The following is a 23,889-nucleotide window of genomic DNA, read 5'->3' as shown; positions in this document are numbered from 1 at the left end:
GTGGCTGTGGGTGCCGCGGGCACCGGTGTCCTCTCGTCGGGTCCGGTCGCGGACGGTGTCCGCCTGCCGGAAGTGGTTTCGACGGGTACCGATTCTACTGAGGGTGGTTGCCGTGTGTCGCGGTGCCGGTGACGACGCGGCGCCTACGGTGGGGATCGAGCAGGTGTCCCGGTGGAACGAAGGAGCGTGGATGAGCGGCGGCGAGGGTCCGGAACACGGTGGCGGCGAGCGGGTGCCGAGCCGGTGGGAGGAGATCGTGGCGGAGAATCCGGCGCATTCGTCGTGGTACGTCGAACGGTTCCGTGCGATGGTCGCCCGGGGGCAGGACACCGTCGGGGAGGCCCGGTTGATCGATGCGATGGTGCCGCGTGGGGCGCGGATCCTCGACGCCGGGTGCGGGCCGGGCCGGCTCGGCGGTTATCTGCATCGGGCCGGGCACAGTGTGGTCGGGGTGGATGTCGATCCGGTGCTGATCGCGGCGGCGGAGGAGGATCATCCGGGGCCGAGGTGGCTGGTGGGGGATCTGGCCGAGCTGGATCTGCCGGCCCGCGGTGTCGACGCCGATTTCGATGTGATCGTGTGCGCGGGGAATGTGATGACCTTCGTGGCGCCGTCGACCCGGGTGGCGGTGCTGCGCAATTTCGCGGCGCATCTGGCGTCGCAGGGCCGGGTGGTGATCGGTTTCGGGGCGGGCCGTGAGTATCCGTTCGAGGAGTTCTTCGCCGACGTGCAGCAGGCGGGTCTGGCGGTGCAGGTGCGGTTGTCGACCTGGGATCTGCGGCCGTTCAGCGACGACGCGGAGTTTCTGGTGGCGGTGCTGGGGCGGGCGTAGCCGCGGCGTCGGCGGGGGTGTCGGCGGCCTGGGCGCGGGAGAGCGCCACGGTGGTCACGAGCATCACGACGACGGCGGCGCCGACGAGGATCCGTCCGGGGCCGTCGGTGCGCAGGTGTTCGCCGAGCACGGTCATGCCGAGCACGATCGCGGCGAGCGGTTCGCCGACGGTCAGGGCGGGCAGCGATGCGGTGAGCGATCCGGCCTGGAAGGCGCGTTGCTGCAGGTAGATCGCGGCGGCGCCGGCGGCGACGAGTGTCCAGGTCTGCCACGAGCCGAGCAGTTGCGGGATGCCGTGTTCGGCGAGGTCGGTGACGTGTTTGGTGAACGCGCTGGTCACGCCGTAGAGGATGCCTGCGGCGATCCCGAACGACAGTGCCCGCAGTCGCGGGGAGAGCACGGCGACGACGACGGCGGCGGCGGTGACGGCGAGCACCGCTCCGAGCGGCAGCGCCCAGCGGACGGCGGCGGCATCTCCGGTGCCTTCGCTGGGGTTGCCGACGAGCAGGAAGATCGCCAGCGCCGCGCACAGTGCGCCGGCGAGCAGCCAGGTGGTGCGGGTGACGCGGCGGCCGGTAGTGGCGGCGGCGAGCGGCAACGCGAACAGCAGTGACGCGACGAGCAGGGGCTGGACGAGCAGCACCGATCCGAAGACGAGCGCGATGACCTGCAGCACGTAGCTGCCGCCGTCGCCGAGGATGCCCGCCCACCAGCGGGGGCTGCGCAGCAGCGAGCCGACGAAGGAGTCGGTGTCGGGCACGGCAGCGGCCGAGCTCTGTTGCGCGACACTGCCGACCGCGATGAGCGCGGCGGCGGCGAGCGCGCACAGGACGGCGACTGCCGTGCCCGTCATCGGGTCAGGCCTGCACTTCGGAGCGGTCCCCGCTCCACAGGGTGTGGAACTTGCCGGGGCGGTCGGTGCGTTCGTAGGTGTGGGCACCGAAGAAGTCGCGCTGGCCCTGGGTGAGGGCGGCGGGCAGCCGGTCGGCGCGCAGCCCGTCGTAGTAGGACAGCGACGACGCGAAGGCCGGGACGGGGATGCCGAGCTGGGTGGCGGTGACCACGACGCGTCGCCAGCTGTCGATGCCGATCTCGATGGCGTCGCGGAAGTACGGCGCGAGGATCAGACTGGGCAGGGCCGGGTCGGCGTCGTAGGCCTCCTTGATGCGGTTGAGGAACTGGGCGCGGATGATGCAGCCGCCGCGCCAGATCGTCGCGAGCGCGGCGCGGTCGACGTTCCAGCCGTATTCGGCGCTGCCGGCGGCGATCTGGTCGAAGCCCTGCGCGTAGGCGACGATCTTCGACGCGTATAGGGCGGCGCGGATGTCCTCGGTGAACTGCGCGGCGTCGGTGGGGGCGGCGCCGAGGTTGCCGGCGGCGAGGCCGCGGGCGGCGGCGCGCTGGTCGCGGGAGCCGGACAGGGCGCGGGCGAAGACGGCTTCGGCGATGCCGGTGACGGGCACGCCGAGGTCGAGGGCGGCCTTGACGGTCCAGCGGCCGGTGCCCTTCTGTTCGGCGGCGTCGACGATGACGTCGACGAGGGGTTTGCCGGTGGCGGCGTCGGTCTGGCGCAGCACCTCGGCGGTGATCTCGATGAGGTAGGACTCGAGGGTGCCGGTGTTCCAGTCGGCGAAGACGTCGGCGATCTGCCCGGCGTCGTAGCCGAGGGCGTCGCGCAGCAGGTGGTAGGCCTCGCCGATGAGCTGCATGTCGGCGTATTCGATGCCGTTGTGCACCATCTTCACGAAGTGGCCGGCGCCGTCGGGGCCGATGTGGGTGCAGCAGGGGGTGCCGTCGACCTGGGCGGCGATGGTTTCGAGCAGCGGGCCGAGCGCCTCGTACGATTCGGCGGGGCCGCCGGGCATGATGGACGGGCCGTTGAGGGCGCCTTCCTCGCCGCCGGAGATGCCGGCGCCGACGAAGTGCAGGCCGCGGGCGCGCAGGGCGGCTTCGCGGCGGATGGTGTCGGTGTAGAGGGCGTTGCCGCCGTCGATGATGATGTCGCCGGGTTCCATCGCGTCGGCGAGCTCGTTGATGACCGCGTCGGTGGCGTCGCCGGCCTTGACCATGATCAGGACGCGGCGCGGCTTCTCTAGGGCGGCGACGAATTCGTCGATGGTTTCGGTGCGGACGAAGGTGCCGTCGCTGCCGTGCTCGGCGAGCAGCGCGTCGGTCTTGGCGATGCTGCGGTTGTGGAGGGCGACGGTGTAGCCGTTGCGGGCGAAGTTGCGGGCGATGTTCGAGCCCATCACGGCCAATCCGGTCACGCCGATCTGGGCCTGCGGTGTTTCGGTGCGTTCGACGGTCATGGTCTACAGCTTCCCCCGAAACGGGGGCCGATCGAAATCGGGGCGGGCCGAACGGTGCGGCGTGTCGCGGCTCAGAGGCCGAGCAGCAGGGACAGTTCGGTGAGCCAGGGCACCGCCACGGCGATGGTGGGTACGACGAGGATGGCGGCGGCGGCGGTGTAGGCGGCGGCGGAAATGCCGAGGCTGGGGCCCGGTCCGGTGAGGCGCTGCACGCGCAGCACGGTGCTCGGTCCGCCGACGGCGAGGGCGCCGGTGGGGGTGTGGGCGCCGGCGCAGGCGACGAGGGCGCGGGCCAGCGGTGCGGGGCCGGTCTTGCGGACGGCGGAGTCGTCGGCGAGCAGCTCGACGAGCAGTTTGACCGAGCCGAGCGCCGATCCGGAGCGCACGACGCGGGGGAACGCTTCGTAGACGGCGGTGAACGCCTCGAGGATGAGGTCGTGGCGGGCGCGCAGGTGGGAGTGTTCGTGGCGCAGGATCGCGCGTAGTTCGTCGTCGCCGAGGTTGTCGAGGGTGCCTTCGCTGAGCACCACCCGGTGCCGCAGCCCGGGCAGGCAGTAGGCGATGGGGTCGGCGGTGTCGAGGATCCGCACGTGTGGGTGGTGGCGGACGGCGGCGCCGCTCTCGCGGCGGTCGAGCAGGTCGACGAGCATGCGGTGGCGGGAACGGCGGCGGCGGGTGCGTACCGCGACGCGCAGCATGGAGAAGGTCAGGCGGGCACCGATGAACACGGTGAGGGCGAAGACGATGACGTAGGTCAGCCACAGGGGCAGGCCGAGGGCGTCGATCTCTTCGAGGGGGCCGGTGGTGGGTCGGCCGTCGGCGCCGGGCGCGAGGAGGCGGGCGGCGATGGCCAGGCCGCAGGAGAACGCGGAGAGCACCGCTGCCAGGGCCACGGACTGCCACAGCACGAGGGCGGCCCGGGGGTTGCGGTGCGGCCAGGTGGCGCGGGCGAGCAGCCCCGGCACCGGACCGGCGAGGAGAAGCGCTGTGGTTCCGAAGAACAGCGCCGTGGTCGCGTTCATGACATCGAGTGTGTCAGCCGGCCCGCTCGGTGTCGTGGCCGGTGTTGTCGTCGCCGTGTTGCGCTTCGAGTTTCGCCAGCGCCGCGCGTAGGGCGGCGGCTTCGTCGGCGCCGACGCGGCCGACGAAGTGGACGAGGGCGGCGGCGCGGCCGGCGGTCTCGTCGGCCTGGTCGAGGGCGTCGACCATGAGGCTGGCGACGAGTTCGTCGCGGCCGTGCACCGGCAGGTAGCGGTGGGCGCGGTCGTCGCGTTGCTGGATGACGAGGTTCTTCTTGGCGAGGCGCTGCAGGACCGTCATGACGGTGGTGTACGCGAGGTTGCGTCGAGCCGAGAGGGCTTCGTGGACCTGCCGGACGGTCTGTGGTTCGGGGGTGGACCACAGGTGGTCCATCACTGCGCGTTCGAGTTCGCCGAGTGCTGCCATGGGTCGATTCTACGGATTTCTCCGACGAATGTGCGTACTACCCCTAGTCGTAGGGTCTGACCTGCGGTGGGACCATCGTCACCTCCGGTGGGGACCTCCGGCGGCGCCGTAGACGTGGCGGGTGCCGATGGGCACGATCAGCGGCCGGTCGGACACCGGATCGTCGATGACGGAGGCGTCGAGGTCGAACACCTCGCGCAGCAGTTCCACGGAGATCACCTCCGAGGGCACCCCGGAGGCGACGACGCGGCCGTCCTTCATCACCACGAGGTGGTCGCTGTAGCGCACGGCGAGGTTCAGGTCGTGCAGCACCATCACCACGGTGCGGCCGAGTTCGCTGTGCAGCCGGTCGACGAGGTCGAGGACCTCCACCGAGTGCGCCAGGTCGAGGTAGGTGGTGGGTTCGTCGAGCAGCAGGATGTCGGTGCCCTGCGCGAGCGCCATGGAGATCCAGGCGCGTTGCCGTTGTCCGCCGGACAGTTCGTCGATGGGTCGGTCGGCGAGGTCGGCGATGCCGGTGCGTTCGAGGGCGATGGCGACCTCGTCCTCGTCGTCGGAGGACCATTGCCGGAACCAGGACTGGTGCGGGTGCCGGCCGCGGGAGACCAGATCGGCGACGGTGAGCCCTTCGGGGGCGACGGGGGCCTGCGGCAGCATGCCGAGCACCCGGGCGACCTCGCGGGTGCGCATGGTGGTGATGTCGTGGCCGTCGAGCAGCACGGTGCCGGTGCGGGGTTTGAGCAGCCGGCTCAGGGCGCGCAGCAGGGTGGATTTGCCGCAGCCGTTGGGGCCGATGACGGTGGTGACGACCCCGGTGGGGATGGACAGGTTCAGGTCGTCGACGATGAGCCGTTCGCCGTAGCCGAGGCTGATGTGCTCGGCGACCAGTCGCGGCGCCGCGTGCTCGACGTGGCCGGGGGCCGGGGCGGGAGGCAGATGGGTGTCGGTCATCGGGAGACCTTTCGGTTGGAACGCACCAGCAGGTACAGCAGGAAGGGGCCGCCGAGCGCGGAGGTGACCAGGCCGACCGGCAGCGGCACCGGCAGGATGGTGCGGGCGATCAGGTCGGCGGCGACGACGAACAGCGCCCCGGTCAGGGCGGAGGCGACGATCGGGCTGCCCGCCGAGCCGACGAGGCGCAGGGCGATCTGCGGGGCGGCGAGGGCGACGAAGCCGATGGGGCCGGCGGCGGCGGTGGCGACGGCGGCGAGCGCGCACGCCGCGATGAGCAGCAGCGCCTGCTGGGTCTGCAGCTTCACGCCGAGGGAGCGGGCGGTGTCGTCGCCGAGGCGCAGCGCCCCGACGGTGAAGGAGGCGGTCGCGGCCCAGCCGCCGACGAGCAGCAGGGCGATCGCGGCGGGCACCACCTGGCTCCAGGAGACGCCGTTGAGCGAGCCGGTCAGCCACACCTGGGCGCGGCTGACGTCGTTGATGTCGGCGGAGACGAGCATCCACTGGGTCAGGGCGATGAGCATGGCGTTGACGCCGATGCCGATGAGCACGAGCCGGAAGCCGTCGGCGCCGCGCCGCCACGCCAGCAGGTAGATGACCGTGGCGGTGAGCAGCGCGCCGAGCAGCGCCGACAGCGGCAACCCGAGGGTGGCAAGCAGTCCGACGATGGAGCCGCCGCTGGTGACGACGATCAGGGCCACGGCGGCGGAGGAGGCGCCGGCGGTGATGCCGAGGATGTCGGGGCTGGCCAGGGCGTTGCGGGAGACCGATTGGGTGATGGCGCCGGAGACCGCGAGGGCGGCGCCGACGACCACGGCGGCGATGCCGCGCGGGAGGCGCAGGTCGAAGACGATGAACCGGTCGAGGCGTTCCCCGCCGCCGAGGAGCACCTCGACGACCTGCAGGGGGCTGAGCGGGTAGTCGCCGCGGCCGAGGGAGATCGACAGCAGCACCGCGGTGGCGGCGACGATCAGCGCGCACACGATGACCATGCGGGCGCGCCAGACGACGGAGACGGAGCCGAGCCGGAAAGCGGGCCGGCCCGGCACGCGGGTGGAGACCTGCACGGGTGAGCGGCGCTTGCCCGTCGTCGGTTCGTCCTTGTCGAGGGAGGGGGTGGGGGTGTCGTTCACAGGGCCACCAGCTTCCGGCGACGGACGAGGGCGATGAAGAAGGGGGCGCCGATGAGGGCGAGCACGATCCCGACCTGCAGTTCGCCGGGGCGCACCACGATGCGGCCGACGACATCGGCGAGGACGAGCAGCGCCCCGCCGAGCAGCCCGGCGTAGGGCACGAGCCAGCGGTAGTCGGGGCCGGTGACCGCGCGGGCGATATGCGGGACGATCAACCCGACGAACGCGATCGGCCCGCACGCCGCGGTGGCGGCGCCGGTGAGCACGGTGATCGCGGCGATGCCGATCACCCGGGTGGTGACGACGTTGGTGCCGAGCGAGCGGGCGACGTCCTCGCCGAGGCTGAGCAGGTTCAGTGCCGGGGTGGAGGCGAGCGCGACGAGCAGTCCGACGACGATGAACGGCAACACCTGCCAGAAGACGTCCATGCCGCGGCCGGCGACGGAGCCGACCACCCAGAAGCGGTAGCCGTCGAGGCTGGTCTGGTCGAGCAGCACGATGGTCTGGATCATCGCCTGCAGGAAGAACGCGACCGCTGCGCCCGCCAATGCGAGGCTGAGAGGGCTCGAGCCGCCGTTGCCGATGGAGGCGAATCCGAACACCACGATGCTGGCGAGGGCGGATCCGGCGAAGGCGAACCACAGGTACTGCGCCGGGGTGGACAGTCCGAACAGGTAGATCGACAGCACCACCAGGAAGGCGGCGCCGGCGTTGATGCCGAGCAGGCCGGCGTCGGCGAGCGGGTTGCGGGTGTGGCCCTGGATCAGGGCACCGGCGATGCCGAGCGCGGTGCCGACCAGCAGTGCGAGCAGGGTGCGGGGGATGCGCAGCGAGTGCACGATCACGTCGGTTTCGGAGCCGTCGTTGACGATCAGGGCGTGGAAGACCTCCGCGAAGGTCATCGGGCGGGCGCCGACAGCGATGCTGGCGAGCGCGCCGAGCACCAGCAACACCAGCAGCGCGGCCAGGCCGAGCAGGCGCCGGCGGCGCAGGGCGGCGACGCTGCCGTCGGTGGGGCGCGGGGTGAAGTCGTCGTGGCGGGCGTGGCGTTCGGTGACGATCTCGGTGCCGCGGCGCAGCAGGGCGCGGCGGGTGCCGGCCGGTCCGGTGGTGGCGCGGTCGCGCAGCACGAGCCCGGTCCACTGCAGGCCCAGGCTTTGGCCGGTGCGGCCGGCGCGGTAGCCGTGGTTCCACCACAGCAGCCCGGCGGCGGCGGCCAGGGCGGCGCCGCCGAAGACGATGCGGTCGGTCTGGCCGCCGCCCCTGGCGTCGGCGAGGGTGTCGACGACGAGGGCACCGACGAGCAGGGGGATGGCGAGGAGCGCGAGGTCGCACAGGACGGCGGCGATCCGGCGGCCCGCGCGGGGCGGGGCGGTCGGGTCGGCGTCCGGTGGGGCGTGGGGGGTGACGGTCACGGGCGCGGGGTGCTCCTCGGGAAGGCGGTGGTGCGGTTCGGGTCGTCGCGGATCGTGGGGAACGCGAAGGCCTTCGGAGTTAGGTTACGGAATCCTATGTGTCGACGGGAGTAGGGGATGGGGTTGCGCGCACCACCCCCGGATGCAATGGTTAGGCTTACCTAATCAGGATTCACCGTCGATCAGGAGGTGTCGGATGACGACGCTGCTGCTGCCGCCCACGGCGGCACCCGTCCGCCCGTTCGAGGACACGCGCGCCCGGCTGCGCGCACTCGCCGCGGGAGCCCCGCGCGTGTATGCCGTGGCCTGTATCGACGAAGAACCCCGCCGCCGCTGGTGGTTCCTCGGCGGCGGTGAACGGCAGCAGCGCATCGAGGCGCTCTACGACCGCGCCCTGCTCGACACCGAGGACCCGCGCATCGCCGTCGAACAGGTCGCCGGCGCTCTCATCCACGCCGTGGTCGGCCGCGTCCTCGCCCCCTACGCCCTCGAGGGCCGCGTCTGGGATCCGGGTCTGGACAATCTGTGGCTGCACCAGGACAGCGACGGCTGCATCGACTGGGCGGGTCTCGCCGACGACACCCTGCGGGTGCTGCCCGAGGATCGCGCCGTCGGGCAACGCGACGTCGTGGTGCTGCCGTGCGAGCAGGCGATGGCGGTGTGGACCGCGCACCGCGCCGCGACCGCGCTCAATGCCGTCCATCTCGCGTTGCGGTCCCTCGCCCCGCTCGACCGGAAACGGTTCTGGGCGATCGTCGGGCGCACCGTCGTCACCGGCGCCGCCCAGCTGCCCGTGCTCGGCGGTGCCTCCCGCCGCACCGCCGCGCGCCGCGGTCAGGCGTTGCTCGACGCCTTCGTCGCCGCCGGTTATCCCGTCCGAGGCCTTGCCGGATTAGGGCAGCCTTCCCTATAATCGAATCCGTTCCGACTGCCGGACCGCAGCGGAGTCCTGAGGGCTGCAGTGACTCCCGGTCCCTTCCCGCGGCGGGCCCCACATCCGTGTGGGGCCCGCCGTCGTGTGTCCCCACGCCCCCACCGTCGCCGCACAGTGCACCGCCCCGTCGGCGGTGCGGCGGTGCGGCGGTGCGAACCGCAGGGGATGCTGGAGGAAATCCCCGTCGCGTCCCGGAAGCACCGCGAGATGACCACCCTGTGGATGATCGAAGACCTCGAACCGTGGCCCGACGGGCCCACCGCCGGGCAGGTGTGTGAACCGGCCACCTCCTGGACCACCCCCGGAGCGACCGACTGCATCCGCGAACTCGTCCGCCACGTGCCCGCCCGCGTCGAGCGGATCGCCGTCGACGATCGCGTCGAACTGCTCGCCCATCTCGGTCACGGCTTCACCACCGTGCTCCCCCCGCAACTCGACACGCTCGGCGATGTCGTGCTCACCGGGCATCTGGTGTGGGACCGCTTTCTGGGGACGCTGTACCGCACCCGCCCGTACGGGCGCGCCCGGGTCGCCGAACGGCACCCGGTGATCCAGCGGACCATCAGGATCCCGACAGCGGTCACGGGCTGGTACGGCGTCGAGTACGAGGGCGCGCGGACCGTGCACCGAGTCGGGCCGATCCCCGACGGCTACTCGATCGTCGCGCACGCGCTGCTGGTGACGCTGCAGTGACCACCCCGCGCGCCACGCGCGGACGTCGGACGTCCGAAAACCGCCATGTCCTACCATCGTTCGACGGCCACCTGTCCCGGCGGCCGGTCGACCCACGCACGAACAAGGGAAGCCCCGTATGAGCGACCAGTCCACCTCCGCCCCGGCCCAGCACGACGTGCAGGCGATCAACGCCGTCAACGACCGAGGCTTCAACACCGCCCTCGGCCTCGAGTTCGTCGAACTCGGACCCGACCTCGCGCGCGCCCGGTGGACGATCACCCCCGACCAGCACCAGCCCTACGGCATCGTGCACGGCGGGGTGTACTGCGCGGTGATCGAGTCCGTCGCCAGCGTCGCCGGCGCCAACTGGCTGGGGGACAGGGGCAACGTCGTCGGGGTCAACAACAACACCGACTTCCTCCGCGCGACCCGCGAAGGGGTCCTCACCGCGACCGGCACCCCGGTGCACCGCGGCCGCACCCAGCAGCTGTGGCGGGTCGAGATCGTCGACGAGCATGATCGGCTCGTAGCGCAGGGACAGGTGCGCCTGGCGAACATCACCGACGCGGACCGCATCGGGCACTGACCCGCCGACGGTCGGCTCCGGCCGGGACAACGCGCCCGACCGGAGCGTCGACGGTCAGCCCGCGGCCTGCGTCCCGCCGCGGCCCTGCCCGGCCGGGGCCTGCGCGGACTGTGTGTCGCCGTTGGTTGCGGTCTCGCCGTTCTGCGCGTCGCCGCCGGGTTCGTCCGAGCGCATGTGCTCGAGCGCGATCCGCGCGAACACCTGCTGCTCGGTCGCCGCCATCTCGTTGCGGCCGGTGGAGAAGAACGCCTGCGCCCAGGACAACAGCGTCGACAGCTTCGACGAGAACCCCACCAGATACAGCAGGTGGATGAACAGCCACGCCACCCAGCCGAGGAACCCGCTGATCTCGAGTTTGCCGACCTTGGCGACCGCGCTGAACCGCGAGATGGTCGCCATGCTGCCCTTGTCGAAATACTTGAACGGTTCCCGATGGCTCGGGTCGGCGCCGTCGAGGGAGGCGATGATCTGCCGGGCCGCGTACTTGCCGCCCTGCATCGCCACCTGCGCCAGACCGGGCAGCTTGTTCAGCGACATCATGTCGCCGATGACGAACACGTTCGGATGCCCCGGCAACGTCAGATCCGGCAGCACCTCCACCCGCCCCGCCCGGTCGACCTGCGCCCCGGACTGTTCGGCGAGCTGCTTGCCGAGCGGGCTCGCCGCCACACCCGCCGACCACACCTTGCACTGCGACTCGATGCGCCGCTGCGGCCCGTCCTTCTCCTTGACGACGAGACCGTCGGCGTCGACGTCGGTGACCATCGCGCCGAGCTGGATCTCCACCCCGAGCCGCTCGAGGGTGTTGCGGGCCTTGCGGCTGAGTTTGCCGCCGTAGACCGGCAGCACATCGGAGGCGCCGTCGAGCAGCACCACCCGCGCCTCGGTCGGATCGATGTTGCGGAAGGTGCCCTTGAGGGTGCGGCGCGAGAGCTCGGCGATCTGCCCGGCCAACTCCACCCCGGTCGGGCCGGCACCGACCACCACGAAGGTCAGCAACCGGGCGCGTTCGTCGTGATCGTGGGACAGTTCGGCCTGCTCGAACGCCCCGAGGATCCGGCCGCGCAACTCGAGGGCGTCGTCGATGGTCTTCATTCCCGGCGCGAACTCGGCGAACTGGTCGTTGCCGAAATAGGACTGGCCGGCGCCGGCGGCGACGATGAGACTGTCGAAGGGCGTGGTGGTGTAGCGCTCGAGAAACCGGGAGGTCACCGTCCGGTTCTCCAGGTCGATCGTCTCGACGTCCCCGAGCAGTACCTGCGCGTTCTTCTGCTTGCGCAGCACCATGCGGGTCGCGGGGGCGATGTCGCCGACCGACAGGATGCCCGTGGCCACCTGGTACAGCAACGGCTGGAACAAGTGATGGGTGGTGCGCGCCACGAGCGTGACGTCCACATCGGCACGAGCCAGGGCCTGGGTCCCGAACAGCCCACCGAAACCGGATCCGATCACGACCACACGATGACGGCGGGGTTCGGTCTGCTCGACGCTCATGGATGCTCCTTCACGTTGCCGGATGGATCGATCCCCAGTCTTGCAGTTGCCGCGCCCGCCCACAGCGCAACCGACGAGCTAGCCCGGCCCGTCGCCGAGCGGCTCGCGGCCCGACCCGAGCAGCCCGTAGACGGGGTTGTGCCGCGCGGCGTGCCGCACCGCGTCGTTCGTCGCCGAGGTGTACACCTGCACGGTCTGCAACGACCGGTGCCCGAGCAGCTGCTGCAACTCGACCATCGTCGCGCCGCTGTCGGCCAGGCTCGTCGCGAAGGTGTGCCGCAGCGCGTGGGCGAGCGCACCGCGTTTGCGTTCGGACTCGATACCCGCGCGGCGGTAGATGCGCCGCACCCGGTACTGCAGGGTGCCGCGGGTGATGCGTTTGCCGTCCGCGCCGACGAACAGCGGGTCGGCCGGGTCGTGCCGCTCCCACACGGGCAACTCGTCGCGGTCGCGGGTGCGGCGCCGCGCGGCGGGGAAGCGGGCGTAGCGTTCCTCGAGATAGGTGGTGACGATCGCCGTCCAGCTGTCCTCGAGGGGGATCTCCCGTTCGATCGCGCCCTTGCCGAGCACCCGCAGCACCGGTGCCCGGCGGCCACCGAGGATGCTGCCCACATCGAGCCGGATCAACTCGTCGGAGCGGATCCCGGTGAGCAGCAGGGTCGCGATGAGCGCGAGATCGCGTTGCGGCCAGTCCCGCGCCGACTCCGCGGGGCGTTGCGCCTCCACGGTGACGGTGTCGACGAGTTGGTTGATCGCGGTGGGGGAGAACGCCTTCGGGGTGTGCTGTGGTTTCTTCGGCTGCGCGATCGAGGCCATCGGGTTGCCTTCCGACACCCCTTCGGAGACGAGGAAGTTGCAGAAGTTGTTCCACACCGACCAGGCGCGGCGCACCGACGCCGGTTGCCGTTCGGCGGCGAACGCCGCGAATGCCGACCGCAGCCCGCGTACCGTCACGTCCCCGAGTGTCAGCGCGTCCTCCGGCACGGCGGCGGTCGCCGCGAGATGCGCGCGCACCGCGTGCAGGTCGAGCCGGTAGGCCTTGATGGTGTGCGGGGACCGTTTCGCGGTCTGCAAGGTCTCCAGATACGACCCGATCCAGTCCGACAATCCCGGCTCGGTCGCGCTGCCCGCCACGATGCCCCTCCCGTGAAGATCCGCTCGTACAGATGTGCGAGTCCAGTGTGACAGCAGGGACCGACGGGACGGCAGGGACCGCGTCCGGGTTCGGGGAGACCGGCGCCGGGTACGCGGTGGAGGACCGACCCTTCGGGGAGAGGAGCACCCCATGCCCGCAGGTGATGTCGAGACGTTCCATCAGGACGGCTCCTGGCACAACCGCATCGAGGGTGCGAGCGACCTGCTCGGCACCTACGCCACCCGCGAGGAGGCCGTCGCCGCCGGCCGTGACGAGGCGCGCCGCCGCAAGGTCGAACACCTCGTCCACAACCTCGACGGGACCATCGGCGAACGCAACACCTACGGTCACGACCCGCGCGACATCCCGGGCTGATCGCCGCCGGGCTCGCCGAGACCGAGAAGGTCAGCCGCGGCGGCGTTTGGCGCGCGCGGCGAACTCGTCGAGCACCCGCACCACGTCCTTGGCCTGCCAGATGCGATTGCGGCGCCCCTCGGTGATCTGCGTGAGGATCCCCGCGTCCACCAACCGGTCGATGGCGATCTGCGCGTTGGGGCCGGTCACCGACAGGGCCGCGGCGGCCGAGCGGTTGTCGATCACCGGCTGGCGCAACAGCACGTCCACCAGTCGGTGCACCGCCGAATCCCGCCGCGCCGTCACCCGGGACCGCCACCGTTCGCGCACCGTTTCGAGATCGGCGACGAGGGTGCGGCCGTTGGCGACCGCCGCGAACGATGCGTCGACGATCGACCGCACGATCGGCCCGGCATCCCCGGCGCGGTAGGCGCCGAGCGCATCGAAGTACTCCCCGGTGTTGTGCAGCAGACCCGCCGAGACCGGCACGGCGACACTGCGGGTGAGCTGCCCGCCGCGCAGCATCGCCTGGATCAGCGCGCGGCCCACCCGGCCGTTGCCGTCCGGGAACGGGTGGATGGTCTCGAACTGGGCGTGCGCGACCGCGATCTGCGCGACCACCGGCAGATCCACCCGGTTGGCGAAGACCACCAGGTCGTCGATCAGTTCGGGTACCCGCTCGTGGTGCGGGGGCACGAACTGCGCGGTGTGCGGGCCCAGGCTGCCCCCGCCGATCCACACCTGCTGGGTCCGCCAGCGTCCGGCGATCGCCGGGTCGTCGTGGTCGAGCAGCGCGTGGTGCATCCGCAGGATCGCGTCGGCGTCGATCGCATCGGACAATTCGAGTGCCGCGCGCATCGCCCGCACGTTGCCGACGATCAGGCGGGCATTGCGGGAGGCGTGTTCGCCGAGTTCGGCGAGTGCGATCTGCCGGGCGCCGCTCGAGAGGTTCTCGATCTCCGAACTCGATGCGCTCTCGGTGCGCAGCAGGATCGAGGCGAACGGGGCGGTGATGTGCCCGACCTCGACATCGAAACGGGTCAGTTCCGTCGCGGCTTCCTCGGTGAGGGCCTGCAGTTCGCCGTCGAGCGGGATCGGCCGGGGTGCGATGAGCGGGGGGACCGCGGCGCGGTAGGGGCCGGTGGTCAGGCGCTTCTCCCGCCGCGAGCCGTAGGCATCGCGGCTCACCCACGGGTGCTGTTCGTAGGTGACCGCGGGCCAGCCGGACGCGACGTCGACCGATGCCATCCCCGGACCATACCATCGGATAGTCGATTATCCGATGGTATGGGCGGGTTGTGGATTCGGTTCGGGTCGGTGCGCACGCCCGGAACCCGGAGTTTGGGCCGTGGCTGCTTCGGACGTAGGGTGCTGGGCCATGGCACTACCGACCTTCGACATCGACACGCCCATGGCCTATCACGTTGCGCAGCACAACATCCTGCAGAGACTCGATGCCGGCGACGACGCCGGGACGGTGCGGGAGGAATGGCGGCAGGCCATCGAGCGCATCATCGACAACCATCTCGCCGGCCACGACGCGCTGAGCTTCGTGACCGCTCCCGCGCTCGGCCCGGTCGACTGACGCACCGCTCGGTACACCCCGCCCCGCGGACCGGCACGGGCCGCGGAGCGGGGACGCCGGGCTTGCGCACCGCTACACGACGGTGTCGAACAACTGGCCGACCCCGTAGGTCACCACCATCGCGAGCGCACCACCGAACACCACCCGCACCACCGCCCGGCCCCGCCGGGCGCGGCCGAGCCACGCACTGATCGATCCCGTCGCCGCCAGCGCACACAACACCGCCACGAACGTCACCGGGATACGCACCGTGTCGGGCGCCGCGACCACCATCAGCAGCGGCACCAGCGCCCCCAGGGTGAACGACACGGCCGACGACAACGCCGCCACCCACGGATTCGCGAGTTCGGTCGGGTCGATCCCCAACTCCACTTCGGCGTGCGCGGCCAGCGGGTCCCGCGCCGTCAACTCCTCCGCCGCGGCACGCGCCGTGACCGCCGACAAGCCCTTCCCCTCGAGCAGCGCGGCCAGTTCGGCGAGTTCGGCCTCCGGCATGGCGGCGAGTTCGCGACGTTCCGTGTACAGCGCCGCGCGCTCGGTGTCGCGTTGGGCGCTCACCGACACGTATTCGCCCAGCGCCATCGACACCGCCCCCGCGGCCAGCCCGGCCGCACCGGCGGTGAGGATCGCCGACTCGTTCGCCGTCGCGGCCGCGACACCGACGACCAGTCCCGCGGTCGAGACGATGCCGTCGTTCGCGCCGAGCACACCCGCCCGCAGCCAGTTGAGTTTGCTCGCCAACCCGGCGGTGTGCGGTTCGCGGTCCTCCTGCGGCCTGCGGGAATCGTTCGGGGACGACGGATCCGGACGTGACATGTCGTGAAGCTACACCGGCGGTCGGCGGCGCGGTGGGATACCCACGGCGGAGAACCGGCGCGCCTCCGCGGCGGCGACCGCCCATTCCGGATCCCCGGGCAGCGCACCCATCGGGTCCCGCTGCGCGCACGGCACACTCGTATCGACCGGCAGCACCGCGCGTGGCACCGCCCGCGCGACCCCCACCGGCCGATGAGCGGCCGGGACCAGGCGGCCGATCCACCGGCGGTCCCGCGCCGTCATGTCGTGTCGCAGGCTCTCCATCAGCGCCGCCACGGTTCCCGACGGCACCTCCGTCAGCCACGAGCCGATCCGGCCGATCACCGCGCCCGGCAATCCGGCGACGGTGACCTGGGCGCGCGGCATGCCCGTGATCTGCCCGTAGAGGCGGAGCAACTCGGGATAGCGCAGCGACTGCCCGCACCCCACGTCGAACGAGTCCGTGGGGGTGTCGGCGACGGCCGCCCCGAGCACCGCGGCGACCAGGTCGACGACCGCGATCGGCTCGACCCGCGAGTCCATCCAGTCGGGTACCACGGTCACGGGCAGGCGCCCGCCGAGCTGGCCGAGCACTTCGAAGCTCGTCGACCCGGAGCCGAGCACCACCCCGGCCCGCAACGTGATGACCGTCCGGTGGGAGCGGGACAGTTCCTGCTCGACCTCCCAGCGGGAGAGCAGATGCTCGGACAATTCGTCCGGCGCACAGTCGGGGACGAACCCGGAGACGTAGACCACGCGCGTCACCTGCGAGGCATCGACCGCGCGTCGCACCGTGCGGGCCGCTGCCAGGTCGAGGTCCCGGAAGTGCGCCGAGCGCATCCCGTGCACGAGATAGACCACGACGTCGACATCGTCGAGCGCGGATGGGAGAGTGTGCGCGTCGGTGACGTCCACCCGCGTGGTCTCGACCCGGTCGTGCCACCAGAAGCGTCGCAGGGACGCGGGGTTCCGGGCGGCGGCGCGCACGGGGCAGCCGGCGGCGAGAAAGGCGGGAACGACCCGGCTGCCGACGTAGCCGGATGCACCGATCACGAGAACCCTCATCCGCTGTCCCGTCCCTTGTCGCCTTCGGGAGGATGCACCGTGTAGGACGGCGGTGAAACATCGGGACCGGTTCCCGCCACAAAAATAGTGTTACCGTTGGTCACAAATACAGTGGCCGGTATCGAAGGAGGCCTCCCATGTCGATGCTGCGCGACAGCCCACTCCGACATCGGATCCTGTTCGTCCTCGCCGTCCCCCTCGGCGCCGGACTGCTGTCCGCCCTCGGACATCTCGTCCAGCGCCGCCACGGCCGGCCCACCTCCGTCTCCGAATCCCTCTTCGCCATCGCCAGCAGCCTGCGCCGCCGCACACTGTTCACCCGGCCCACCGGCGACCACCCACCGGCCCCCGAGACGCCAGGACAACCATGACCACAGGACGACCATGACCACCCACACCGTCACCAACGGGCCCGTCCGACTCCACGTCGTCGAAGAAGGCAACCCGCACGGACCGACCCTCGTCCTCGTCCACGGCTGGCCCGACACCCACGCCCTGTGGGACCGCGTCGCACCCCTGCTCGCCGACGACTTCCGCATCCTGCGCTACGACAACCGCGGCGCCGGCGCCTCCACCGTCCCCCGCGAGGTGGCGCACTACCGGCTCGAACACCTCGCCGCCGACCTGCACGCCGTCATCGACGCCCTCGCCCCGAACGACCCCGTCCACCTGCTCGGCCACGACTGGGGCGCCGTGCTGTGCTGGGAAGCGGTATGCGAACCCGACGCCGGCGAGCGCATCGCCTCCTACACCTCGATCTCCGGTCCCAACCTCGACCACCTCGGCCTGTGGATGCGCCGCCGCCTCCGGCACAAACGCCCACTCGGCCCCGCCGAACAGGCCCTCGCCTCCGCCTACACCCTCGCCTTCCAGATCCCCGGCCTGCCGAATCCGGTGCTGCGCGGCCCGCTCGCCCGCCACTGGCCGGCCTTCGTCGGATTCTTCGACCGCACCGACCCCGCCGCGATCGCCCCCGTCGCCCCGACCCTCGCCGACGACATGGTGCACGGACTGTCCCTGTACCGGGCGAACATCCGCGCGCGGCTCGCCCGACCCCGCGAGCGGCGCACCGACGTCCCGGTCCAGCTGATCCAGAACCTGCGCGACCGAGCCGTACGCCCCGTCGGCTACGAGGACACCTCCCGCTGGGTCACCGACCTGCGCATCCACCCGCTCGACGCCGGGCACTGGTCGCCGCGCTCCCATCCCCGCGACATCGCCGCCGCCACCGCCCGATTCGTGCAGCAGATCGACGCGGCGCGCCCCTGACCACCCGACCTCAGCCGGACGACTCCGCGCGCGGCGCCGACTCCACCGGCGCATCGTCGTCGTGCACCGGTAGCCGCCGCGGACCCGGACCCTGCTGCCCGAGCACGTCACCGGGATTCGCGAGCGGACACGACGCCAGACTCAGGCACCCGCAACCGATGCAATCGGTGAAACTGTCGCGCAACGCGGTGAGATCCTCGATGCGGCGGGTCAGCCGGTCGTGCCACGCCCGCGACAGCCGCGCCCAGTCCTCCGTCGTCGGCACACGACTGTCCGGCAACGAATCGAAGGCATCCTTGATCTCCTCCAGGGACACCCCCACACCCTGCGCGACCTTGATGAACGCCACCTTGCGCAGCGTGTCGCGACGATAACGCCGCTGATTGCCCGACGTGCGGCGACTGGTGATCAGACCACGCGACTCGTAGTAGTGCAGCGCCGAGACCGCCACCCCGGAACGGTCCGCCAACTGCCCGGGTGTCAGCCATATCGCAGGGTTCATCGGGCCCCCTCCTCGCCCCGCACACATCGTGATCGAGTTGTGCTGCACAGTACCGGCCCCCGAAGACACCGGGCACCCGGGCCGAGCCGAGCATCCCCGGGTCAGAACGACGGCGGCCCGAACTCGGCAGCGACCTCCGGCGCATCCATCCGCAACATGTCGTACGCGGTGTGCGCCCACGTCCGCACCGACTTCGGGTACGGCCGCTCGAACCGTTCGCAGACCCGCGCCGTCGCCAACGCCGCCTCGAACCGCCACTTACGGGAACCGCTCACGAACGTCCGGGCCTGGAACAGATAACTCGATGCGGGGATCGTCACGCCGACCACCGTAGAACCTCCGACCGGCCCAGCGGGGGAGCGGCACCCCGCGCGCCCCGCCGCTGCCGCCCGTCCCGACCACATTCCTAAGGGAGTGTTAGGAACCGCCACAGCCCCTTCCGCAACCACTGTGACCCGAACCACTGTGGGGAGCGCACAGATCCAGGCAGCGAAAGGAGTCCCCGGTGAGCACCACCTCGACGGGCGAACGCCGAGTCATCGGCAACGTGTTGAAAGGCTCGGTCGGCAACCTGATCGAGTGGTACGACTGGTACGTCTACGCCGCGTTCAGCGTGTACTTCGCGAAAGAATTCTTCCCCGAAGGCGACCCCACCGCCCAACTGCTGTCCACCGCAGCCATCTTCGCCGTCGGATTCCTCATGCGACCGATCGGCGGCTGGATCATGGGCCGCTACGCCGACCGGCACGGACGACGCTCGGCGCTGACCCTGTCGGTCACCGTCATGGCCGTCGGTTCCCTCATCATCGCCGTCACCCCGTCCTACGCGACCATCGGACTCGCCGCCCCACTGCTCCTTGTCCTCGCCCGCATGATGCAGGGACTGTCCGTCGGCGGCGAATACGCCACCAGCGCCACCTATCTCGCCGAGGTCGCCTCACCCGGACGCCGCGGCTTCTACTCCAGCTTCCAGTACGTCACCCTCGTCGCCGGACAACTCATCGCCCTCGGCGTCCAGATCGTCCTGCAGCTCACCCTCTCCGCCGAGGCCATGCAGGCGTGGGGCTGGCGCATCCCGTTCGTCATCGGCGCCGTCGCTGCCGTCGCCGTGATGTGGCTGCGCCGCACCATGGACGAATCCGAAGCCTTCACCGCAGAAGTCGCAACCAAGAGCACCGCCGACCTCCCGAACGGCAAGCCCGAACAGGGCGGCATCCGGATGCTGCTGCAGTACCCCCGCGAATGCCTGCTGGTGTGCGCGCTGACCCTCGGCGGCTGCGTGGCGTTCTACACCTACACCACCTACATGCAGAAATACATGATCAACACCTCCGGCATCTCCAAGGACACCGTCGCCTGGATCAACTTCGCCGCCCTGCTGGTGTTCATCGTCCTGCAACCCATCGGCGGCGCCCTCTCGGACCGCATCGGACGCCGCAAACTGCTCATCTTCTTCGGTGTCGGCGGCACCGTGCTGACCGTGCCACTGATGACGATCCTCGGCAGCACCACGAACCCGCTGGTCGCCTTCGGGTTGATGATGCTCGGCCTGACCGTCGTCACCGGCTACACCTCCGTCAACGCCATCGTCAAGACCGAACTGTTCCCCACCAAGGTCCGCGCACTCGGCGTCGGCCTGCCCTACGCGCTGACCCTCGCGATCTTCGGCGGCACCGTCGAAACCGTCGCGCTCGCCCTCAAGCGCGCCGGCCACGAATCGCTATTCTTCTACTACGTGACCGGCTGCATCGCCGTCTCGCTCGTCGTGTACTTCTTCATGCGGGAAACCTCCGACGGCTCACTCCTGGACCGCACGAGCACCCGGACGGACACCCCCGACGAGCACGCCGACCTGGCCACCTCGCGGCACTGATCGAAAGGGAACCACGTGCAGATCGCGGTGGTCGAGGACGACGACGGAGTCGGCGACGCCCTCGTCGAAGCCCTCACCTCCCACGGCCACCGGCCGATCCGCATGCGGCGCGGCGCCGACCTGCTCCTTGGCCACCGCGACCTCGACGCCGTCATCCTCGATCTCGGGCTCCCCGACGCGGACGGCCTGCACGTGCTCCGGCAACTGCGGGCCGTCAGCGACGTCCCCGTCGTGATCCTCACCGCGCGCGGCGACGAACGCTCGGTGGTACGCGGCCTGCGCGGCGGCGCCGACGACTACCTCGTCAAACCGGCCCGCCTGGCCGAACTGCTCGCCCGCGTGGACGTCGTCACCCAACGGCGCCGCGCGCTGTCCGAGACCTCCCGCATCGTCCGGGCCGGCGACGTGGTCGTCGACCTCGACGCCCGCGAAGTGGAGGTGGGCGGCGAACCGGTCACCCTCACCCCGAAGGAATTCGACCTGCTCGCCGTCCTCGTCGCCCGACCCGGCGCCGCGGTCAGCCGCCAACAACTCATGGACGCCGTGTGGGGCGACGCCTATGTGGCGATCTCCCGGTCGCTCGACGTGCACATGACCGGGCTGCGCGCCAAACTCGCCCGCCCCGGACTCATCTCCACCATCCGCGGCTACGGCTACCGGTGGGGCGGCTGACATGCAGCGACGGGTCCTGGCGGTGCTGCTCGTCTTCGCGACCGTCGCCGTCGTCGCCTTCGCCGTCCCGCTCGCCCTCGCCACCAGCGCCGGCCGCACCGCCGTCCTGGGAGCGAACCGGGAAGCCGACGCCCACCACTTCGCCACCCTCGCCGTGCAGATGCGCGCCCCCGGCAGCACCGCCCTGCTCGACGAGGAGGTCACCCGCTACCACCGGCTCTACGACGAAGGCGTGCTGATCGTCGACGCGCGCGGCGCACCCCGCGCGAGCGCGGGCCTGACCCCGACCGACCCCGGTGTGCCGGAGGCGATCACCGCCGGTCTGCGCAACCAGAAACAGGGCATCGGCGGCCCGTTGACCCCGTGGTCCCCGCACCGGGCCCTGCTCGCCGTGCCGGTGGGCACCGGCGCCCAGGTCGAAGGAGCCGTCGTCGTCGACGTGTCCACCGACGCCGCCCGCCGCGACATCCGCACCTCGTGGCTGCTCATCGTCACCGGCGCAGCGGCGGCGCTCGTGCTCGTCACCATCCTCGCGACCGTCCTGTCACGGTGGACGGTCCGCCCGCTCACCGCGCTCACCGCGCGGGTCGCGGCGCTCACAGCCAGCGTCCCGGCGCTGCATCCACGCTCCCGCCCCGGTGACACCACCGCCTCGGTCCGGTATCACGGCCCCCCGGAGGTCCGGGAACTCACGCAGGCCTTCGACACCATGTCCGAGGCCGTCCGCACGTCCACCCGCGCCCAGAGACAGCTCATCGCCGACACCGCGCACCAACTCCGGAACCCGCTCGCCGCCCTGCACATCCGACTCGACTCCCTCGAACCGCACGTCGCCGCTACCGGCGTGGAGACCTACCGGCGCACGGCCGTCGAAGTCGACCGGCTCGGCGGCATCCTCGACGGCCTGCTCGCCCTCGCGACCGCCGAATCACCCACCGACGTCACCGAGACGGACGGGCACGACGGGTGCGATGTCGGCGCCGTCGTCGCCGACCGCGTGGATGCCTGGTCCGAGGCCCTGGCCGAGGCCGGTATGACCGTCAGGGTGGACGAACCGTCCGGGCAGCGCCTGCGCGCCTGCTTCTCCGCCGACCATCTCGCCCAGGTCCTCGACGTGCTGCTCAGCAACGCGAGCAAGTACGCGCGCTCGGCCACCGGGGTCCGCATCACCACCCGGCGCAGTGGCGGGACCATCCGGATCCGCGTCGAGGACGACGGTGCCGGAGTCGCACCCGAGGAACTCGGCGACCTCACCTCCCGGTTCTTCCGCGGATCGGGCGCCGCCGGGCCCGGCACCGGTCTCGGGTTGTCCATCGCGGTCGCGCTCGTCGAGAGCGGCGGCGGCACCCTCGACCTCGCCGCAGCCGATCCGCACGGACTCGCCGTCACCGTGACCGTGCCCGCCGACCCCCGATCGGAGGCATCATGATCACCCGCCGTGATCTTCTGCGGTCCGTCGCGCTGCTCGCGGTCGGCGGAGTCGTCGCCGGCTGCGCACCGACCGGGCAGCGTGAGGAACTGATCCTGGCGGCAGGGGAGGAGGGCGGCTTCTTCTGGGAGTTCGCGGAGCTCACTGCGGCCGCCGCGGACCGGGCCGGTCTTCCCGTCGCCATCGTGCCGGAACGCACCCCGGGGTCGGTCACCAATCTGGCCGCATTGGTGGCGGGGAATGCGGAGCTGGCGTTGACCCTCACCGATGTCGCGGTGCGCGCTTACGACGAGGGCGCCCGGTTCACGGCGATCGGGCGGGTCTACGAGAACTACATGCAGCTGGCTGTGCGTGCGGACTCGCCGATCCGTGAGATCGCCCAGTTGCGGGGCGCACGGATCAGCCTCGGAGCCCCCGGATCGGGGGCCGAGTTCACCGGCGAACGTATTCTCGACGTCGCCGGGCTCGCCGATCCGGGAGCCGTCATCCGCGTGCACCTGTCGATGGCCGACGCCGGCCGCGCGTTGGTGGACGGCAAGATCGACGCGGTGCTGTGGGCGGGTGGGGTGCCCACCCCGTCGTTCGCGAACCTGGGAGTGCCGCTGCGGCTGATCGATCTGTCCGTCCTCCTCGAACCGCTGCGAGCCCGATTCGGTCCGCGATACGAACCGGTGCTCATCCAGCCCGGCACCTACGGGCAGCCGGACGCCGTCGCCACCATCGGATTGGGCAACCTGCTGCTCGCCGGGGCATCGGTGTCGGACGAGGCGGCCGCCGCACTGGTGGATCTGCTCGTCGACCACGCCTCCGAACTCGTGCCGGCTCAGGCCACCGGCAGTCAGTTCCTCGACCGGCAGTCGCTGATCGTCACCGCCGGTGTCCCGCTGCATCCGGGAGCGGTGGCCGCGTACCGGCGCCATCACGGCTGACGAGACTGGCAGGCAGGGGAGACGCACCCCGAAATGGTGCCGACCCCGGGGACACAGTGGGGCAGAGGGCATGTGGTGTCGTCGAGATGCGGGGCGGAGATCGGACCGGACCTCGAGGGGCGCGAGGAGATCGAGACCGGATCGGCTGTGCACGAGGCGTGCGCGGGGCACAATGGAACCGTTCTTCGCCCCTGAGTGTGTGAATTCTGTTGTACACCAACACGATTCATGGATAACGGTGATTATCCATCAAATGCGGAAGAGGCGAGAAGGGGCGATCGGTGGTCGCAGCACCCCGGGGGACGGGATGAGTTCGCGCCGCCGCATGCGCATCGTTCGGGTGATCTACTGCGCGATGTGCACGCGACGACGACACGGTGTCGCCGCAACGCGCTGCATCAGCGCACTGCGAACAACTGCAGTGTGCATGTCGCGGTGGTCGACGCCGATGAATGTCCGGCGGAACGCGTGCCGATCGGGCCGGCGGCTCGATCCGGTACAGGCGC

Annotated in this window: 26 protein-coding genes; 12 read left to right on the top strand and 14 right to left on the bottom strand. The window is 71.1% G+C overall.

Annotated elements, in window-relative coordinates; translation table 11 throughout:
- Positions 1-190 precede the first annotated feature (190 nt).
- Positions 191-832, top strand: a complete 642-nt coding sequence (locus CKW34_RS13465) for a class I SAM-dependent methyltransferase (protein ID WP_059384196.1) — start codon at positions 191-193, stop codon at positions 830-832.
- Here CKW34_RS13465 and CKW34_RS13460 read toward each other — a convergent pair.
- From CKW34_RS13460 to CKW34_RS13430, 7 genes are all read right to left on the bottom strand, one after another.
- The gene (locus CKW34_RS13460) at positions 786-1,685 is read right to left on the bottom strand and encodes a DMT family transporter (RefSeq protein WP_059384143.1); all 900 of its coding nucleotides are present in this window, start codon (positions 1,683-1,685) and stop codon (positions 786-788) included. The two genes, CKW34_RS13465 and CKW34_RS13460, sit on opposite strands and share 47 nt — an antisense overlap.
- Positions 1,686-1,689: 4 nt before the next feature.
- Positions 1,690-3,141, bottom strand: coding sequence for an NADP-dependent phosphogluconate dehydrogenase (gene gndA, locus CKW34_RS13455; RefSeq protein WP_059384144.1), 1,452 nt, complete (start codon positions 3,139-3,141; stop codon positions 1,690-1,692).
- A gap of 71 nt (positions 3,142-3,212) precedes the next feature.
- On the bottom strand, positions 3,213-4,163 hold the full coding sequence (locus tag CKW34_RS13450; RefSeq protein WP_059384145.1) for a M56 family metallopeptidase: 951 nt from the start codon (positions 4,161-4,163) through the stop codon (positions 3,213-3,215).
- A 13-nt stretch (positions 4,164-4,176) separates the two neighbouring features.
- Positions 4,177-4,587 (bottom strand): BlaI/MecI/CopY family transcriptional regulator, encoded by a 411-nt coding sequence (locus tag CKW34_RS13445; RefSeq protein ID WP_059384146.1) that lies wholly within the window; start codon positions 4,585-4,587, stop codon positions 4,177-4,179.
- Between the two features lie 78 nt (positions 4,588-4,665).
- The gene (locus CKW34_RS13440) at positions 4,666-5,538 is read right to left on the bottom strand and encodes an ABC transporter ATP-binding protein (protein WP_059384147.1); all 873 of its coding nucleotides are present in this window, start codon (positions 5,536-5,538) and stop codon (positions 4,666-4,668) included.
- Positions 5,535-6,671: a FecCD family ABC transporter permease gene (locus CKW34_RS13435; protein WP_059384148.1), complete on the bottom strand. Its 1,137-nt coding sequence runs from the start codon at positions 6,669-6,671 to the stop codon at positions 5,535-5,537. The genes CKW34_RS13440 and CKW34_RS13435 overlap by 4 nt, the downstream gene beginning before the upstream one ends.
- The gene (locus CKW34_RS13430; RefSeq protein WP_080968399.1) at positions 6,668-8,086 is read right to left on the bottom strand and encodes a FecCD family ABC transporter permease; all 1,419 of its coding nucleotides are present in this window, start codon (positions 8,084-8,086) and stop codon (positions 6,668-6,670) included. Before CKW34_RS13430 ends, CKW34_RS13435 begins: the two co-directional genes overlap by 4 nt.
- A gap of 196 nt (positions 8,087-8,282) precedes the next feature.
- Between CKW34_RS13430 and CKW34_RS13425 the strand changes: the two genes are divergently transcribed.
- From CKW34_RS13425 to CKW34_RS13415, 3 genes are all read left to right on the top strand, one after another.
- Positions 8,283-8,999 (top strand): hypothetical protein, encoded by a 717-nt coding sequence (locus CKW34_RS13425; RefSeq protein WP_059384149.1) that lies wholly within the window; start codon positions 8,283-8,285, stop codon positions 8,997-8,999.
- Positions 9,000-9,227: 228 nt separating this feature from the next.
- Positions 9,228-9,713, top strand: a complete 486-nt coding sequence (locus CKW34_RS13420) for a hypothetical protein (RefSeq protein WP_059384198.1) — start codon at positions 9,228-9,230, stop codon at positions 9,711-9,713.
- A gap of 118 nt (positions 9,714-9,831) precedes the next feature.
- Positions 9,832-10,281, top strand: coding sequence for a PaaI family thioesterase (locus CKW34_RS13415; RefSeq protein ID WP_059384150.1), 450 nt, complete (start codon positions 9,832-9,834; stop codon positions 10,279-10,281).
- Positions 10,282-10,335: 54 nt separating this feature from the next.
- On the opposite strand, the gene CKW34_RS13410 is transcribed toward CKW34_RS13415, so the two are convergent.
- Together CKW34_RS13410 and CKW34_RS13405 are read right to left on the bottom strand one after the other, a co-directional pair.
- Positions 10,336-11,775 (bottom strand): NAD(P)/FAD-dependent oxidoreductase, encoded by a 1,440-nt coding sequence (locus CKW34_RS13410; RefSeq protein WP_059384151.1) that lies wholly within the window; start codon positions 11,773-11,775, stop codon positions 10,336-10,338.
- 78 nt (positions 11,776-11,853) lie between these two features.
- A complete protein-coding gene (locus CKW34_RS13405) occupies positions 11,854-12,909 on the bottom strand; it encodes a tyrosine-type recombinase/integrase (RefSeq protein ID WP_059384152.1) in 1,056 nt (351 codons plus the stop codon).
- 151 nt (positions 12,910-13,060) lie between these two features.
- Here CKW34_RS13405 and CKW34_RS13400 point away from each other — a divergent pair, with 151 nt between their 5' ends.
- Positions 13,061-13,285 (top strand): DUF2188 domain-containing protein, encoded by a 225-nt coding sequence (locus tag CKW34_RS13400; protein WP_059384153.1) that lies wholly within the window; start codon positions 13,061-13,063, stop codon positions 13,283-13,285.
- A 30-nt stretch (positions 13,286-13,315) separates the two neighbouring features.
- On the opposite strand, the gene CKW34_RS13395 is transcribed toward CKW34_RS13400, so the two are convergent.
- Positions 13,316-14,512 (bottom strand): Fic family protein, encoded by a 1,197-nt coding sequence (locus tag CKW34_RS13395; protein WP_059384154.1) that lies wholly within the window; start codon positions 14,510-14,512, stop codon positions 13,316-13,318.
- Between the two features lie 130 nt (positions 14,513-14,642).
- Between CKW34_RS13395 and CKW34_RS13390 the strand changes: the two genes are divergently transcribed.
- A complete protein-coding gene (locus tag CKW34_RS13390) occupies positions 14,643-14,849 on the top strand; it encodes a hypothetical protein (protein ID WP_033098304.1) in 207 nt (68 codons plus the stop codon).
- A 72-nt stretch (positions 14,850-14,921) separates the two neighbouring features.
- Here the strand turns inward: CKW34_RS13390 and CKW34_RS13385 are convergent, their stop codons facing one another.
- A complete protein-coding gene (locus CKW34_RS13385; protein ID WP_059384155.1) occupies positions 14,922-15,665 on the bottom strand; it encodes a VIT1/CCC1 transporter family protein in 744 nt (247 codons plus the stop codon).
- 9 nt (positions 15,666-15,674) lie between these two features.
- Positions 15,675-16,709 carry an NAD(P)H-binding protein gene (locus CKW34_RS13380; RefSeq protein WP_059384156.1) on the bottom strand — a complete coding sequence of 345 codons (1,035 nt, stop codon included), beginning with the start codon at positions 16,707-16,709 and terminating at the stop codon, positions 15,675-15,677.
- Between the two features lie 137 nt (positions 16,710-16,846).
- Here CKW34_RS13380 and CKW34_RS13375 point away from each other — a divergent pair, with 137 nt between their 5' ends.
- Both CKW34_RS13375 and CKW34_RS13370 read left to right on the top strand, forming a co-directional pair.
- A complete protein-coding gene (locus tag CKW34_RS13375; RefSeq protein ID WP_033098301.1) occupies positions 16,847-17,080 on the top strand; it encodes a hypothetical protein in 234 nt (77 codons plus the stop codon).
- A 13-nt stretch (positions 17,081-17,093) separates the two neighbouring features.
- The gene (locus CKW34_RS13370; protein ID WP_059384157.1) at positions 17,094-17,978 is read left to right on the top strand and encodes an alpha/beta fold hydrolase; all 885 of its coding nucleotides are present in this window, start codon (positions 17,094-17,096) and stop codon (positions 17,976-17,978) included.
- Positions 17,979-17,988: 10 nt separating this feature from the next.
- Here CKW34_RS13370 and soxR read toward each other — a convergent pair whose 3' ends face one another.
- Together soxR and CKW34_RS13360 are read right to left on the bottom strand one after the other, a co-directional pair.
- Positions 17,989-18,480: a redox-sensitive transcriptional activator SoxR gene (gene soxR, locus CKW34_RS13365; protein ID WP_059384158.1), complete on the bottom strand. Its 492-nt coding sequence runs from the start codon at positions 18,478-18,480 to the stop codon at positions 17,989-17,991.
- A 101-nt stretch (positions 18,481-18,581) separates the two neighbouring features.
- Entirely contained in the window at positions 18,582-18,800 is a 219-nt protein-coding gene (locus tag CKW34_RS13360) for a hypothetical protein (RefSeq protein ID WP_226949839.1), read from the bottom strand.
- Between the two features lie 185 nt (positions 18,801-18,985).
- Between CKW34_RS13360 and CKW34_RS13355 the strand changes: the two genes are divergently transcribed.
- The 4 genes from CKW34_RS13355 to CKW34_RS13340 are packed head-to-tail and all read left to right on the top strand — an operon-like array spanning position 18,986 to position 23,383.
- Entirely contained in the window at positions 18,986-20,353 is a 1,368-nt protein-coding gene (locus tag CKW34_RS13355) for an MFS transporter (RefSeq protein ID WP_059384159.1), read from the top strand.
- A 15-nt stretch (positions 20,354-20,368) separates the two neighbouring features.
- Positions 20,369-21,025, top strand: a complete 657-nt coding sequence (locus CKW34_RS13350; RefSeq protein WP_059384160.1) for a response regulator transcription factor — start codon at positions 20,369-20,371, stop codon at positions 21,023-21,025.
- 1 nt (position 21,026) lies between these two features.
- Positions 21,027-22,454, top strand: coding sequence for a sensor histidine kinase (locus tag CKW34_RS13345; RefSeq protein WP_059384161.1), 1,428 nt, complete (start codon positions 21,027-21,029; stop codon positions 22,452-22,454).
- Positions 22,451-23,383, top strand: coding sequence for a TAXI family TRAP transporter solute-binding subunit (locus CKW34_RS13340; RefSeq protein WP_059384162.1), 933 nt, complete (start codon positions 22,451-22,453; stop codon positions 23,381-23,383). Before CKW34_RS13345 ends, CKW34_RS13340 begins: the two co-directional genes overlap by 4 nt.
- Positions 23,384-23,889: the final 506 nt, after the last annotated feature.

Origin of the sequence: Rhodococcus rhodochrous, assembly GCF_900187265.1 — a bacterium.
GTDB lineage: Bacteria > Actinomycetota > Actinomycetes > Mycobacteriales > Mycobacteriaceae > Rhodococcus > Rhodococcus rhodochrous.
This window is presented reverse-complemented; position numbering and strand designations above follow the sequence as displayed.